Below are 14,321 nucleotides of genomic sequence, written 5' to 3' on the forward strand. Positions count from 1 at the left end.
GGTCCTCGGCGGCTCCTACCGGCCCGCCTCCTTCGACACCAGCGCCACCGCCTCGTCCACGTCGTCCGTCACGTGGAACAGCAGCAGGTCCTTCTCCGCCGCCTTCCCCTGCGCGATCACCGTCTCGCGCAGCCAGGTGACCAGGCCGCCCCAGTACTCGGTGCCGAACAGGACGATCGGGAAGCGGGTCACCTTCTGGGTCTGGACGAGGGTGAGGGCCTCGAAGAGCTCGTCGAGGGTGCCGAGGCCGCCGGGCAGGACGACGAAACCCTGCGCGTACTTGACGAACATCATCTTCCGCACGAAGAAGTAGCGGAAGTTCAGGCCGATGTCGACGTACGGGTTGAGGCCCTGCTCGAACGGCAGCTCGATGCCGAGGCCGACCGAGATGCCCCTGGCCTCCAGGGCGCCCTTGTTGGCCGCCTCCATCGCGCCCGGGCCGCCGCCCGTGATGACCGCGAAGCCCGCCTCGACCAGGCCGCGGCCCAGCCGGACGCCCGCCTCGTACTCGGGCGAGTCCGCGGGGGTCCGGGCCGAGCCGAACACGCTGATCGCGGGCGGGAGTTCGGCGAGGGTGCCGAAGCCCTCGATGAACTCCGACTGGATGCGCAGCACGCGCCAGGGGTCGGTGTGCACCCAGTCGGAGGGGGCCCGCTCGTCCAGCAGCCGCTGGTCGGTCGTGCTGGCCTGCACCTGGTCCCGTCGCTGGAGGACCGGGCCCAGGCGCTTCTCCTCCGGCGGCTGCTTCTTCCCCTCGGGGTTGCCGGTCGCCATGTGCGCTCCCTCCGTCGTGCCTGTCTTTCCACCTCAGCGTAGATCTACGCGGGTTACGAACGAGGGACGTGAGCATGTCCGCGATGGAGCGCCGTAAACACGAACGGCCCGGGTGGAATCAGGCGGTCAGCCAGTTCCGCAGGCGCTCCTCGCCCGCGAGGATCTTCGCGACCTCAACGCGCTCGTCCCGCTTGTGCGCCAGGTGGGGGTTGCCGGGGCCGTAGTTGACCGCCGGGACGCCCAGGGCCGAGAAGCGGGAGACGTCCGTCCAGCCGTACTTCGGCATCGGGGTGCCGCCGACCGCCTCGATGAACGCCTTCGCGGCCGGGTGGGACAGCCCGGGCATGGCGGCGGGGCTGTGGTCGACGACCTCGAACTCCGCCACGCCGCAGTCCGCGAAGACCTCCCGGACGTGCGCCACGGCCTCCTCCGGGGTGCGGTCGGGGGCGTAGCGGAAGTTGACGGTGACGACGCACTCGTCGGGGATGACGTTGCCGGCCACTCCCCCGGTGATGCCGACCGCGTTCAGGCCCTCGCGGTACTCCAGGCCGTCGATGACCGGCCACCGCGGCTCGTAGGAGGCGAGGCGGGCGAGGATCGGGGCGGCGGCGTGGATCGCGTTGGAGCCCATCCAGCCGCGTGCCGAGTGGGCCCGTTCGCCCGTGGTCCTCAGCAGCACCCGCAGTGTGCCCTGGCAGCCGCCCTCGACCTGGCCGTCGGAGGGTTCCAGCAGGACCGCGAAGTCGCCCGCCAGCCACTCGGGGTGCGCCTCGGCGACGTGCTTGAGGCCGTTGAGCTCCGCCGCAACCTCCTCGTTGTCGTAGAAGACGAAGGTCAGGTCGCGGTTGGGGGCCGGGACGGTGGCCGCGATGCGCAGCTGCACCGCGACGCCCGACTTCATGTCGCAGGTGCCGCAGCCCCACAGCACGCCGTCCTCGTCGAGCCGGGAGGGGACGTTGTCCGCGATCGGGACGGTGTCGATGTGGCCGGCCAGGACGACCCGCTCCGCGCGGCCCAGGCCGGTGCGGGCGACGACGTTGTTGCCGTACCGGTCGACCGTCAGATGGGGCAGCGCGCGCAGCGCGGTCTCGATGGCGTCCGCCAGCGGCTTCTCGGTGCCGCTCTCGGAGCGGAAGTCGACGAGCCGGGCGGTGAGCTCCGCGGCGTCCAGCGTGAGGTCAAGCGAGGTGTCGGCCATGCCGTCGACCCTAACGCGCGTTGCCCCGCACACAGTCTTCCCACCGGGCTCATGCCACTCCGTACTCTCCAGTACCTTGTACGGCGTGCCAGAGCCGTCCTCTCCCAAACGTCGTGGCCGCCTCTTCCGATGCGGGTCCGCCTTCGTGGCCCTGCTGGCGGTCGCCGGTTACCTCGTCGTGCAGTACATCACCGGGGGCGCCAGTGGTCCGGGCTGCAAAGTCGTCTCCGGCAAGGGTGACGGGGCGTCGTACGAGTTCACCCCCGAGCAGGCGGTGAACGCGGCGACGATCACCGCCGTCGGGACCGCGCGCGGCCTGCCCGAGCGGGCCGTGACCATCGCCCTGGCGACCGCGCTGCAGGAGTCGGCCCTGCGCAACATCGACCACGGCGACCGTGACTCGCTCGGCCTGTTCCAGCAGCGGCCCTCGCAGGGCTGGGGCACGCCGAAGGAGATCATGGACCCGACGTACTCGGCGGGCGAGTTCTACGACCACCTGGTCAAGGTGCCCGGGTACACGCGGCTGCCGCTGACCGACGCCGCGCAGCGCGTGCAGCGCAGCGGCTTCCCGCAGGCGTACGCCAAGCACGAGCCCGACGCCGCGCTGCTCGCCGCGGCCCTGACCGGGCAGTCCGCGGCCACGCTGACCTGCGAGGGCCGGCCGGCCGCGACCCGGGCCTCGGGCCCGGACGGGGTGCGGGCGGCCCTGGTGCGCGACTTCGGGCGCGACGCCCTGGAGCCGGCGGGAGCGCAGGTGGACGGCTCCGCGGCGGTGGCGCCCACGCCCTCCGCGAGCGCCACCGGTGGATCCGGCGGGCGGACGGTGACGCTGCCGGTGGACCCCGGCACCGATGACGCGGCCGGACGGGGCGCGCGGCAGCGGGGCTGGCAGCTGGCGCACTGGGCCGTGGCGAACGCCGCCGAGCTGCACATCGCGCGGGTGACGTACGCGGGCCGCGAGTGGGTCGCCGGGAACACCGCGAGCCAGTGGCGGTCCGTCGCGGCCAAGGGCACGGCAGGGGCGGAGCGGACCGCGGACGCGGTCCGGATCGTCACGATGCGCTAGATCGCGCAGGGGTACGGGACCTCACCCGCACGGGTCACCCGCGCCCCGCGCGGCGACGGACCGCGCGGGTGTGCGCGCCCTCCCCCGCCGAACGGCGGAAACCGTTGGGAACACAGGGCTGGAAGGTGTTCGCGGCGTATTGCGCGGGAGGCGTTTTGCCCGGGTTGATCCGCAGCCGATAATGCGACGCATTGCCAACTCTTTACGTTGCGGTGCCGCAACCTTCGCGGGCTTCGAGCGGTAGTCACTGCGTCCGAGCCGGGGCGATCAACAGCCAGTCGATCAACTCCCCGACCGGGTCGGACACTTCACGTAGCTCACTGTTTCCTCCGTCGAAGGAGCACCATGTCCCTCCCCCTGACCCGCCGGATCGCCCGTGCCGCGCTGATCGTCGCTGCGGGAGCGGCTGCCGGGGTCGGTGCGGCCGGCTCCGCCAGCGCGGCGCCCGATCTGCCGGCCACCCCGAACCTCGGTGGGCTGACCGCCCTGGACGGGGCCAACGTCGGCAACACCGTCGACGGCGCGGCGCAGAACGTCACCGAGACCGCGGGTGAGGCCGGCGGCAAGACGGTGAAGAAGGCGGTCCCGGCCGCGGGCAAGACCGGCGGCAAGGCGGTCAAGAAGGCCACGCCGGTGGCGCAGAAGGCGGCGGGCGACGCGGCCGGCTCCGCCGGGCAGCTCGTCGGCGAGGCCGCCGGTTCGGCGAAGGGCGGTCTGCCGACGGACTCCCTCACCAAGGGCGGCGTGCCGTCCGCGGACTCGCTGCCGGTGAAGGGCCTGCCGGTCGGCTGACGCGCGCCGGGAACGCCGAAGGGGTCCGGGGAGCTTTCCCCGGACCCCTTCCGCATGCACCGGGGCAGTGGTCACAGACGCCGTACGGCCGCCGCCACCCGCTCGTCCGTCGCCGTCAGGGCCACGCGGACGAACTGCGCGCCCGCGGGGCCGTAGAAGTCGCCCGGGGCGACGAGGATGCCCCGCTCGGCGAGGTGGGCCACCGTGTCCCAGCAGGACTCGCCGCGCGTCGCCCACAGGTACAGGCTCGCCTCGCTGTGCTCGATGCGGAAGCCGTGGCCGAGCAGGGCCTCGCGCAGCAGGGTGCGGCGGGCGGCGTACCGCTCGCGCTGGACGCGGACGTGCTCGTCGTCGCCGAGGGCCGCCACGACCGCGGCCTGGGTCGGCGCGGACGTCATCATGCCGCCGTGCTTGCGGATCTCCAGCAGCGGGCCGAGCACCGCCGGGTCACCGGCCAGGAAGGCCGCGCGGTAGCCGGCGAGGTTGGAGCGCTTGGACAGGCTGTGGACGGAGACGATGCCGTCGTAGGAGCCGCCGTTGACGTCCGGGTGCAGCACCGAGACCGGGTCGGCCTCCCAGCCCAGTTCCAGGTAGCACTCGTCGGAGAAGACCAGGATGCCGTGCGCACGGGCCCACGCGACGATCCGGGTCAGCTCCTCCTTGGCCAGGACCTTGCCCGTCGGGTTGGACGGCGAGTTCAGCCAGAGGAGCCTCAGGCCCTCGGGGTCGAGCTCGGTCGGGTCGTCGTAGGCCTCGTACGCGGCGCGGGCCAGGCGGGCGCCCACCTCGTACGTCGGGTAGGCCAGACGCGGGAAGGCCACCCGGTCGCCGGGGCCGAGGCCCAGCTGGGTCGGGAGCCAGGCGACGAGCTCCTTGGAACCGACGATCGGCAGGACGTGGCGGTGGGTGACGTCCCGGGCGCCGAGGCGGCGCTCGACCCAGCCGGTGATCGCGTCGCGCAGCTCGGGCGTGCCCCAGACGGTCGGATAGCCCGGCGAGTCCGCCGCCGCGACCAGCGCTTTCTGGACCAGCTCGGGGACCGGGTCGACCGGGGTGCCGACGGACAGGTCCACGATGCCGTCCGGGTGGGCGGCGGCCGTGGCCTTGTACGGGGTCAGCTTGTCCCAGGGGAAGGTGGGCAGGCGGTCGGAGACTGCGGACACGGGTTCTGGCTCACTTTCTGGTGCGTACGAGCCGGGTCGGGACGGCAAACGCCTCGGCCCCGCACGGCGATCGGGCGTGATCGGGCCGTGCGGGACCGAGGCGGCACGGGGTGCGGGCCGCTACGGGATCACTCGGCCTGCGGCGGCAGCGCGGCGATGAACGGGTGGTCGCGCTCGATCAGACCCAGCTTGCTGGCGCCGCCCGGGGAACCGAGCTCGTCGAAGAACTCGACGTTCGCCTTGTAGTAGTCCTTCCACTCCTCGGGAGTGTCGTCCTCGTAGAAGATGGCCTCGACCGGGCAGACCGGCTCGCAGGCCCCGCAGTCGACGCATTCGTCCGGGTGGATGTACAAGGACCGCTGGCCCTCGTAGATGCAGTCGACCGGGCACTCCTCGATGCACGCCTTGTCCTTGACGTCGACACAAGGCTGCGCGATGACGTAGGTCACGCTGTCGTTCCTCCTCGATAGGGCGCTGGCGGGCCTCCTCAGGCTCCGCCGCCTGGCGCGCGGGAGCGCGGCGTCGTCGATGCCCGCCCCTAGTATCTCCGTTCCTGGGCATGATCCGAACAGGAGGGGTGAACTGACCTGTGGAAATCTCTGCCGCCGGGCGACTCGAGGTCCGTATCACCGCTGCTGACGTGGGCAAACGGGTCTCCGTCCGGAGCTTGACCGAACATGCTGCCCCGGGTGAGAAGTTCACCGATACGGTCGGTGTTCTCACATCATGGGACAACGGTGTGCTGCTGATCACACGCAGGAGTGGCGAAAGCGTCCGCATCGCGGAATCCGCGCTGGTCGCGGGCAAGGTCGTGCCCGCAGCCCCGGCGCGTCGCCGGGGTCCGGCCGCCTCCTACGAGGAGCTGGCCCGGGTCGCGGCGCGGGCCTGGCGGCCCGTGGAGAGCGAGCGGCTCGGGGACTGGGAGCTGCGGGCCGCCGCCGGGTTCACGCGGCGCGCCAATTCGGTGCTGCCGCTCGGCGATCCGGGTGTACCGCTCGACGAGGCGCTCACCGCCGTACGACGCTGGTACGGCGAGCGCGGGCTGCCCGCCTACGTCCAGACCGCGACCGGCGCCGAGGGCGCGCAGGAGCTGCTGTGTGCCGAACTGGAGGCGCGGGGCTGGGTGCGGGAGGTGACCGCCGAGCTGTGGGTGGGCCCGCTGGCGCCGGTCGCCGACCTGGGCGACCCGGCGGGCGTCGGGCTGTCCCGGGAGGCCGACGAGGCGTGGCTGGCCCGCTATCAGCGCAAGGGGGTGAGCGAGGTGGCGCTGCGGGTGCTGGGGAGCGGGCCGTCGGTGTGGTTCGCGACCGTGCCGGGGGCGGCGGAGCCGGCCGCCATCGGGCGGTGTGTGGTCGACGGGCGGTGGGCCGGGTTCGCCGCCGTCGAGGTCGACCCCGCGCTGCGGCGCCAGGGGCTCGGTACGGCCGTGATGGCCGCGCTGGCCCGGCAGGCGCTCGACGAGGGCGCGTCGGCCGCCTGGCTCCAGGTCGAGGCCGACAACACGGCGGCGCGGGCGCTGTACGCCGGGATGGGGTTCGCCGCGCACCACGCCTACCACCACTACCGGGCGCCGGACGCCGCCGGTGCACCGGCCGGCGACCGATCGTCGTGAGAGGGCACGAACGAGCCATGCGTCCCCCGCATCCCCCGTCCCCGGAGCGTTCCGCCGAACTGCGGCGGCGGTTCGCCGCAGAGGCCCGGTCCGAGCGGCCCGATCTGTCGACGCTGTGCCTGCTGGTGGGCGCGGAGGCGGACCGGGAGCTGGACGAGGCGGGCCTGGACGCCGCGCAGGTCGAGCTGGACCGGCTGGCCGGACTGCTGCCGTTCCGGCCCGGTGGGGCGCGGGCGTGGGCGGTGGCCCTGCGGGAGCTGCTCGGTGAGCGGCTGGGGTTCCGCGGCTCTCCGGCGGACTACCAGCGCCTGGAGTCCTCGCTGCTGCACGAGGTGCTCCGGCGGCGCAGGGGCCTGCCGATCCTGCTGTCCGTGGTGTGGATGGAGGTGGCGCGGCGGGCCGGGGCGCCGGTGTACGGGGTGGCGCTGCCCGGGCACTTCGTCGTCGGGTTCGGGCCCGAGGAGGACCAGGTGCTGGCGGACCCGTTCGACGGCGGGCGGGTGCTGACCGGGTCGGACGCCGAGGTGCTGGTGGCCGGGGCGACGGGGGCGCGGCTGGACGCGGCGATGTTGCGGCCGGCCGATCCGCTGGAGGTGGTGCTGCGGATCCTGAACAACGTGCGGGCGTGGGCAGCGGCCCGGCCGGAGCGGTCGGACGTGGCGTTGTGGGCGGTGGAGTTGTCGCTGCTGCTGCCGTCGCATCCGGCCCGGCTGCGCCACGAGCGGGCGCAGTTGCTGGTGCGGCGCGGGGACTTCCTGGGCGGGGCCGCGGAGCTGGAGGCCTACGCGGAGGTGGTGGAGGCCGTGGACGAGGCCGCGGCCGGACGGCTGCGCGGGGAGGCCTCGGCGGCCCGGGCGATGCTCAACTGAGTTTCTGCCGCCGTCGGGACCGCCGCGCCGGGCGCTGCGGGTCGTCGTGGAGCCCCTGCCCGGTGCGGACAGGGGCTCCCTCGCCGAGGCGGGTCAGTTCGGGGTCGTGTCGATGACCACGGTCCGCTCGGCCGCCGTCTTGCCGCGCAGGGCCTTGCGCAGGGCGGAGACGACGTCCTGCGGCAGGACCTCGCGCTTGCCGGTGGCGGTCTCGATCTGCACGCCGTCGAAGGTCGTGCCGTAGGCCTCCTTGAGTGCCTTCAGGTCGTACGTCTCCACGAGCTTGCCGTCGACGGCCTTGAACCCGAGGATCTTCGGCAGCGACAGCGCGCCGAACGGGATGCTGTGCGCCGCGTCGGTCTGCACGATGGCCTTGGCCGACATGGCGGGCTGCGCGAAGTCCTTCAGCACCCGGTCGACCTCGGCGTTCGACACGGTCGGCTGCCGTGTGGTGGTGGGGACGGAGACCGTGCCGGCGGTGCCGGTCTCCACCTGGGTGCGGTACGCCCGCTCCACCGCGGCGGTGGACCTGGCGAGGTCGATGCCCTGGCCCGCCTTGCCGTAGACGGGTACGGCCTTGCCGTTCTGGAACCTGATGGTGCCCTCGGTGACCGAGCCGGAGGCGCCGGCCGCGGTCTGCAGGGCGGCGTGCAGCTTCTCCTCGTCGACGGGCATGGCCGGGGCGACGACCCGGTGGTTGCCGAACAGCGAGCCGATCACGGAGACCGGGTTGTAGTCGCTCTTCGCCGCCGCGTCGGCCGTGGCGTCCATGTCGAACTGCAGGCCGGCGTTGTCCGGGTCCAGGGCGACCGTCTTGCCGCCCACCGACAGCTTCAGCTCCTTGCCGACGCGGTCGTCGAAGGCCTCGTCGAGCTTCTTGACCGCGCCGTCACGGGTGGTGCCGCCGATGTCGACGCCGAGGACGGTCGTGCCCTTGGGCACGTCGGTGCGGTTCATCAGCAGGCCCGCGCCGTAGAGGCCGCCGACCGCCACGACCAGGCCCGCGGCGAGCAGCACGAGCTTGTTGCGGCCCTTCTTCCGGGGCGCCTTGGAGGAACTCGCGGGAGGCGGCGAGACCGGCTCGGGCAGCTTCGGGGCCGTGTGCGGCACCGGCCCGTCGCCGGGAGTGCCCGGGCCGAACGGCGAGCCCGCGCCGGGCTGGACGACGGGCATGCCGCTGGTGACGGTGTGTCCGGAGACGTTGTCGTGCCGGGGGGTGTAGCCCTGGCCGTCCGGCGGCTCGGGGGCCGGCTTCTGGGGGGTGAGGACGGCCGTGTCGTCGCTCATGCCACCGCCCGGGCCCGCGGCGCCCGGGCCGTGGGGAGCGGCGGTGCCGCCCGGGGCTCCGGGGCCGGCGGGGCGTCCGGGGGCACCGGGGCCGCCGCCTATGGCGCCCGCGCCGGGGCCGGACGGGGCTCCGGGTGCGCCGGGGCGGCCGGAGTCGTGGAAGGCGCCCGGGGCACCGGGACCGCCGGGACGGCCGGGGCCGTCGAACGCCTCGGGGGCGCCGGGGAGGCCAGGGGCGTCGAACGCCTCGGGGGCGCCGGGCCCGCCCGGGGCGCCGAAGTCGTCGGGAGAGCCGGGGCCGCCGGGACCACCGGGACCACCGGGTGCGTGGAAGCCGCCCGTACCGCCTGGGGCGCCGGCACCACCGGACGCGTGGAAGCCGCCGGGACCGCCCGGGCCGCCGTGGCCGCCGGGCTCATGGAACGCACCGGGTCCGCCCTGGCCACCCGGTCCGCCCTGCTCGCCGCCGAATCCACCGGGAACGCCCGGGCCACCGGGGCCGCCGGCGCCACCGGGCGCGTCGAAGGCGCCCGGTCCGGCGGGGCCGCCCGCCGGCGGGACCATCGGCCCGTCCCCGGTCACCGGCCCGCCCGTCGGACCGGCCGGGCCCTGCGCACCGGGACCTCCGGGACCGCCGGGAGCACCGGTCGCGCGGAAGCCGTCGGCGGTGTTCTGGCCGCCGCCGTTGTCCGGGAAGTACGGCAGGTCCTCGCGGCGCGGTTCGCCGCCGTCGCCCTGGCCGGGGCGCGAGCCGTTGCCCAGCGGGCCCGCGGTGAGCGCCTCGGTGACGTCGAAGGAGCCGGTGCCGCCGCCGTGTCCGGGCGCGACGGGGCCGCCGGTCGCGCCCGCCGGAAGCCCGGCGCCGCCGTTCGTGCCGCCGGGCCGGGAGCCGCCCGGCGCGCTCATGGAGCCGACCACGCCGCCGGGGCGTCCGCCGCCCGGCCGCGCTCCACCGGCCGCACCCGGCCCGGTCGCTCCGGGGCCGCCCGAACCGGGGCCGCCCGGACCGGAACCCGCGGTGCCCGGTACGGAACCGCTCTGCGGACCGGCGCCGTTGGCGGCGCCGCCGCCCTGACCGCCCGGTCCCGAGCCGGACTTGCGGGGGGCGAACCAGTCGCTGGTCGGCTTGTCCTCGGCGGGCGGCTCGCCCGGACCCGAGGGCGTACCCGTGCCCGCGGCCTGCGGGGCCGCGCCGTTCGGCGCGGCCGGGGGCTCACCGTGCGTGTCGGTGTCGCCCCGGCTCTCCGCCTCCGCGACGGGCTTGCGCACGACGACCGGCGGAATGGGCCGCGATCCGGGGATGTTGATCCGGATCCGGGTCGTCAGCGTGGTCTCAGTCTTGCGTTCCTCCGGCCGCGCGGCCGAGCGGCCCGCGTCCGTGCCGTCACTGGAGACCGTCGGGGTGCCGTAGGGCGGCGTGCCCGACGGGTAGGCGGCTCCGCCGCGCCCGTTGGGCCCGGAGGACGGAGTGTCAGTTTCACGACTCAAGGCAGGTTCTCCCGGTTGGCTCCGCCGCCCGACACAACCTCACGCGGGCAGCTCGGCGGCGCGCACCACCATACTGGCCACTTCTCACCCGTATCTCAGGACCGCTGGGGAAACTCACACCGGACCCCCACGGGCGCGTCCCGGCGAAGTGGTACGTCACTTGCCAAGTCGGACGGGACCGCCGTCCGGTTGCCGCCCGGGGGCGAGGGTGGCGCAGATCACAGCGACGAGGATGCCGCCGAGGAGGAAGAGGTAGGAGCCGTCTCCCGCGGCGAAGAGGAAGTCCCCCTCGGGGCGGCTGGCGGTGAGCAGGACGACGGAGAGCATCCAGCCGGCGGCGGCCGCGACGCCCCCGGAGCGGCTGCGCGTCAGGCGCGCGGCGCCCAGCACGAGCCCGGCGTCCCCGGCGAGCGCCAGAAGCAGGCCGCCCGGGAACCACCCGGGCTGCACCAGCGCCCCGGCCGTGCCCACGAGGGCTCCGAGCGCGAACAGGCCGAGGAGGGCGGCGGCACGTCCGGCGGACGGGGGCCGCATCGGCTGGGCGAGCAGCGGGCCGCGGTCGCTCACGACGCCTCCTCGATCCCGGCGAAGAGGTCCGTCTCCCGTTCGCCGGCGCCCCGTTCACCGCGCACCAGCTCGTACCACTCGGTCGTGAGGATCGGCTGGGCGAGTTCGTTGGACAGGACGAAGTAGGGCCCGGCCACGGTGATCTGGGTGGCGTGGGCGCGCATCGCGGCGGCCTTGGCGGCGGCGTGGGCGGTGCCGTCGATCACGGTGGTGATCCGTTCCTCGGGCACCACGCCCGGGACGTCGTCGACGGCGGCCGCCTTGGCGAAGGGGGTCCCGGGCAGGTCCTCCCGGAGCCGGGCGAAGGCCTCCTCCAGCTCAGGCCGGGGGACCCGGTTCCAGTAGACCTTGGGGATGCGCCAGCCGGTCTCGGCGGCCAGTTCGGCGGCGCGCATGGCGACGCGGTGGGCCTGGATGTGGTCGGGGTGGCCGTAGCCGCCGTTCTCGTCGTATGTGACGAGGACCTGGGGGCGTACCTCGTGGATCACCTCGACGAGGTGGGCGGCGGCCTCGTCGACGTCGGCCTGCCAGAAGCAGGCGGGGTCGTCGTTGTCGGGCAGGCCCATCATCCCGGAGTCGCTGTAGCGGCCGGCGCCGCCGAGCAGGCGGACGTCACGGACGCCCAGCGCGGCCGTGGCGGCGGCCAGTTCGCCGCGGCGGTGCTGGCCCAGGGCGGCGCCGCCCAGGTGCGCGAGTTCCGGCGGGATGACCTCGCCGCGTTCGCCGAGGGTGCACGTGACCAGGGTGACGTGGGCACCCTCGGCCGCGTACCTGGCCATGGTCGCGCCGTTGTTGATCGACTCGTCGTCCGGGTGCGCGTGCACCAGCAGCAGACGACGGCCGGGCTGTTCCGTCATGGACCCCAGCCTACGAGGTCCGGTGACGGTCAGAACTTGATGCTGCCGATCATGCCCGCGATGTTCGTCGTCAGCTCGTTGATCGTGGGAGCGACGGTCGAGGAGGCCAGGTAGAAACCCAGCAGCATGCAGACGATCGCATGCCCCGTCTTCAGCCCTGACTTCTTCACGAGCAGGAAGACGATGATCGCCAGCAGCACCACCGCCGAAATCGAGAGTGCCACGGCGGCTCACCTCCAAAGATCCACGAGGGCGCGGGGGGGGGTCGGACTATGGGGGCATCAAATCCGTACAGCAGCCAGCAGGTTCATACCCACTATGCGTCATTGATCATAACTATCCGTCCGTGCGCATCGATCGGCGCACGGCCGCACAAGGGGGCGCATGGCCAATATGGTCAGGGCATGACGACCGAGCTTGACTCCTTCCCCCGCCGGCACGCCCGCACCCAGCGCTTCACGCTCGGCGCGCCGCGTTCGTTCACTGTGGCGCCCGACGGTTCCCGTGTCGTGTTCCTGCGCTCCGGTTCCGGTACGGACCGGGCGAGTTCACTGTGGGTCCTCGACCCGGAGGAGGGCGGGGAACGCGTGGCGGCCGACCCGCGCGCCCTGCTGGGCGGTGCCTCGGAGGACCTCTCGGCGGAGGAGCGGGCGCGGCGCGAGCGCAGCCGTGAGGGCGGTGCCGGCGTCGTCGGGTACGCCACCGACGCGGCCGTCGAGTTGGCCTCTTTCGCCTTGTCAGGGCGGCTGTTCACGGCGGAGCTGCGGGCCGGGACGGCGCGCGAACTGGCGGTCCCCGGGCCGGTGATCGACCCGCGCCCGTCGCCCGACGGACGGCATCTCGCCTATGTCGCCCGGGGCGCGCTGCGGGTGGTGGGCGCCGAGGGCGAGGGCGACCGGGCGCTCGCCGAGCCGGAGTCGGAGAATGTCTCGTTCGGGCTGGCCGAGTTCGTCGCGGCCGAGGAGATGGGGCGCTCGCGTGGTTTCTGGTGGGCTCCGGAGTCGGACCGGCTGCTCGTGGCGCGCGTGGACGACACGCCGGTGGCTCGGTGGTGGATCTCCGACCCGGCGCATCCGGACCGGGAGCCGCAGCGGGTGCCGTACCCGGCGGCCGGCACCGGCAACGCGGACGTGCGGCTGTTCGTGATCGGTCTGGACGGGGCGCGCACGGAGGTCTCCTGGGACCGGGCCCGCTACCCGTATCTGGCGCATGTGCACTGGTCAGCGGCGGGTGCCCCGCTGCTCCTCGTCCAGGCCCGCGACCAGCGCAGCCAGCTGATCCTGGCCCTGGACCCGGACTCCGGGGCGACCCGGATGGTGCACGCCGACGAAGATCGAACATGGCTTGATCTTTTCCCCGGGGTGCCGTGCTGGAGCCCGTCCGGGCAACTGGTCCGGATTGCGGACGAGGGCGGCGTCCGGGTGCTGGCGGTCGGTGAGCGGCCGCTGACGGGAGCGCAGTTGCACGTCAGGGCGGTGCTGGACGTCTCGGACGACGACGTGCTGGTCTCGGCGTCGGCCGGCGAGGAGGCGGCGGAGCCGGAGACGGGCCAGGTGCACGTGTACCGGGTGAACGAACTCGGCGTGGAGCGGGTGTCGCAGGAGCCGGGCGTGCACGCGGCGGTGCGCGCCGGGGGCGTGACCGTGCTGGTGTCGGCGGTGCTCGACCGGGCGGGGGCGCGGGCCCAGGTGCTGTGCGACGGAAAACCGACCTTCACGGTCCGTTCCCATGCGGAAGACCCCGGTATGTCCCCCCGCGTGACGCTCACCGAGGGGGGCGCACGCCGCATCCCGTGCGCCGTGCTTATGCCTCGGGACTACGCCGGTGACACCCCCCTGCCGGTCCTCATGGACCCGTACGGTGGCCCGCACGGACAGCGGGTGGTCGCGGCCCACAACGCGCACCTCACCTCGCAGTGGTTCGCCGACCAGGGTTTCGCGGTGGTGGTCGCGGACGGCCGCGGCACGCCGGGCCGCTCCCCCGCCTGGGAGAAGGCCGTCCACCACGACTTCACCGTCTCGCTGGACGACCAGGTGGAGGCGCTCGATGACCTCGCGCAGCGGTTCCCGCTGGACCTGTCCCGGGTGGCGATCCGCGGCTGGTCCTACGGCGGCTGGCTGGCGGGCCTGGCGGTGCTGCGCCGCCCTGACGTCTTCCACGCGGGCATCGCGGGCGCGCCGGTGACGGACTGGCGCCTGTACGACACCCACTACACCGAGCGCTACCTCGGCACCCCGCAGGAGCAGCCGGCCGCCTACGCCAAGAGCTCCCTGGTCACGGAGGACGGCCTGTCCTCCCCCGCCGAGCCCCACCGCCCCCTGATGGTCGTGCACGGCCTCGCCGACGACAACGTCGTGGTCGCGCACGCCCTGCGCCTGTCCTCGGCCCTGCTCGCCGCCGGCCGCCCCCACGAGGTGCTGCCCCTGTCGGGCGTCACGCACATGACCCCGCAGGAACAGGTCGCGGAGAACCTGCTGCTGCTCCAGGTGGACTTCCTCAAGCGCGCGCTCGGCATCGCGGCCCCCTGAGCGCACGGCGACGGGCCGGGGCGACATGGCGCGCCCCGGCCCGTCTACGGCACCCGCACGGCCGTACGCTGAACAGCCTGACGCGTCCGTATATCGGGACCGGGTCGGCGAAGTTGCCTG

At 74.1% G+C, this 14,321-nt stretch carries 13 protein-coding genes; 5 read left to right on the plus strand and 8 right to left on the minus strand.

Going from position 1 to position 14,321, the window contains the following annotated elements; genetic code table 11:
- Positions 1-15: 15 nt before the first annotated feature.
- Together ACF07N_RS08275 and dapE are read right to left on the minus strand one after the other, a co-directional pair.
- Positions 16-774, minus strand: a complete 759-nt coding sequence (locus ACF07N_RS08275; RefSeq protein WP_383324170.1) for a TIGR00730 family Rossman fold protein — start codon at positions 772-774, stop codon at positions 16-18.
- Between the two features lie 118 nt (positions 775-892).
- Positions 893-1,972 (minus strand): succinyl-diaminopimelate desuccinylase, encoded by a 1,080-nt coding sequence (gene dapE / locus ACF07N_RS08280; protein ID WP_392109802.1) that lies wholly within the window; start codon positions 1,970-1,972, stop codon positions 893-895.
- Positions 1,973-2,057: 85 nt separating this feature from the next.
- Here dapE and ACF07N_RS08285 point away from each other — a divergent pair, with 85 nt between their 5' ends.
- Together ACF07N_RS08285 and ACF07N_RS08290 are read left to right on the plus strand one after the other, a co-directional pair.
- Positions 2,058-3,038 (plus strand): heavy metal transporter, encoded by a 981-nt coding sequence (locus ACF07N_RS08285; protein ID WP_392109805.1) that lies wholly within the window; start codon positions 2,058-2,060, stop codon positions 3,036-3,038.
- A 345-nt stretch (positions 3,039-3,383) separates the two neighbouring features.
- Positions 3,384-3,830, plus strand: a complete 447-nt coding sequence (locus ACF07N_RS08290) for an ATP-binding protein (protein ID WP_392109808.1) — start codon at positions 3,384-3,386, stop codon at positions 3,828-3,830.
- 71 nt (positions 3,831-3,901) lie between these two features.
- On the opposite strand, the gene ACF07N_RS08295 is transcribed toward ACF07N_RS08290, so the two are convergent.
- Together ACF07N_RS08295 and fdxA are read right to left on the minus strand one after the other, a co-directional pair.
- A complete protein-coding gene (locus ACF07N_RS08295) occupies positions 3,902-4,993 on the minus strand; it encodes a bifunctional succinyldiaminopimelate transaminase/glutamate-prephenate aminotransferase (RefSeq protein WP_383324182.1) in 1,092 nt (363 codons plus the stop codon).
- A 128-nt stretch (positions 4,994-5,121) separates the two neighbouring features.
- Entirely contained in the window at positions 5,122-5,442 is a 321-nt protein-coding gene (gene fdxA / locus ACF07N_RS08300) for a ferredoxin (protein ID WP_030929316.1), read from the minus strand.
- A 140-nt stretch (positions 5,443-5,582) separates the two neighbouring features.
- Here fdxA and ACF07N_RS08305 point away from each other — a divergent pair, with 140 nt between their 5' ends.
- Both ACF07N_RS08305 and ACF07N_RS08310 read left to right on the plus strand, forming a co-directional pair.
- Positions 5,583-6,605 (plus strand): GNAT family N-acetyltransferase, encoded by a 1,023-nt coding sequence (locus ACF07N_RS08305; RefSeq protein WP_392109813.1) that lies wholly within the window; start codon positions 5,583-5,585, stop codon positions 6,603-6,605.
- A gap of 17 nt (positions 6,606-6,622) precedes the next feature.
- Positions 6,623-7,474, plus strand: a complete 852-nt coding sequence (locus ACF07N_RS08310) for a tetratricopeptide repeat protein (protein WP_392109816.1) — start codon at positions 6,623-6,625, stop codon at positions 7,472-7,474.
- Positions 7,475-7,567: 93 nt separating this feature from the next.
- On the opposite strand, the gene ACF07N_RS08315 is transcribed toward ACF07N_RS08310, so the two are convergent.
- The 4 genes from ACF07N_RS08315 to ACF07N_RS08330 all read right to left on the minus strand — a co-directional run bounded on the left by ACF07N_RS08315 (position 7,568) and on the right by ACF07N_RS08330 (position 11,897).
- Positions 7,568-10,249: a hypothetical protein gene (locus ACF07N_RS08315; protein ID WP_392109819.1), complete on the minus strand. Its 2,682-nt coding sequence runs from the start codon at positions 10,247-10,249 to the stop codon at positions 7,568-7,570.
- 156 nt (positions 10,250-10,405) lie between these two features.
- Positions 10,406-10,816: a DUF6113 family protein gene (locus tag ACF07N_RS08320; protein WP_392109822.1), complete on the minus strand. Its 411-nt coding sequence runs from the start codon at positions 10,814-10,816 to the stop codon at positions 10,406-10,408.
- Positions 10,813-11,673, minus strand: a complete 861-nt coding sequence (gene mshB, locus ACF07N_RS08325; RefSeq protein WP_392109826.1) for an N-acetyl-1-D-myo-inositol-2-amino-2-deoxy-alpha-D-glucopyranoside deacetylase — start codon at positions 11,671-11,673, stop codon at positions 10,813-10,815. The genes ACF07N_RS08320 and mshB overlap by 4 nt, the downstream gene beginning before the upstream one ends.
- A gap of 29 nt (positions 11,674-11,702) precedes the next feature.
- Positions 11,703-11,897 (minus strand): hypothetical protein, encoded by a 195-nt coding sequence (locus ACF07N_RS08330; RefSeq protein WP_383324200.1) that lies wholly within the window; start codon positions 11,895-11,897, stop codon positions 11,703-11,705.
- 180 nt (positions 11,898-12,077) lie between these two features.
- Here ACF07N_RS08330 and ACF07N_RS08335 point away from each other — a divergent pair, with 180 nt between their 5' ends.
- Positions 12,078-14,201: a prolyl oligopeptidase family serine peptidase gene (locus ACF07N_RS08335; RefSeq protein WP_392109829.1), complete on the plus strand. Its 2,124-nt coding sequence runs from the start codon at positions 12,078-12,080 to the stop codon at positions 14,199-14,201.
- Positions 14,202-14,321 lie beyond the last annotated feature (120 nt).

It is taken from the genome of Streptomyces sp. NPDC015242, assembly GCF_043079125.1.
Lineage (GTDB): Bacteria > Actinomycetota > Actinomycetes > Streptomycetales > Streptomycetaceae > Streptomyces.

Excerpts from the sequence above, each read along its gene's own strand:
- dapE (WP_392109802.1), bottom strand. The coding sequence starts at position 1,972 with ATGGCCGACACCTCGCTTGACCTCACGCTGGACGCCGCGGAGCTCACC.
- mshB (WP_392109826.1), bottom strand. The coding sequence starts at position 11,673 with ATGACGGAACAGCCCGGCCGTCGTCTGCTGCTGGTGCACGCGCACCCG.
- ACF07N_RS08335 (WP_392109829.1), top strand. The coding sequence starts at position 12,078 with ATGACGACCGAGCTTGACTCCTTCCCCCGCCGGCACGCCCGCACCCAG.
- ACF07N_RS08310 (WP_392109816.1), top strand. The coding sequence starts at position 6,623 with ATGCGTCCCCCGCATCCCCCGTCCCCGGAGCGTTCCGCCGAACTGCGG.
- ACF07N_RS08275 (WP_383324170.1), bottom strand. The coding sequence starts at position 774 with ATGGCGACCGGCAACCCCGAGGGGAAGAAGCAGCCGCCGGAGGAGAAG.
- ACF07N_RS08290 (WP_392109808.1), top strand. The coding sequence starts at position 3,384 with ATGTCCCTCCCCCTGACCCGCCGGATCGCCCGTGCCGCGCTGATCGTC.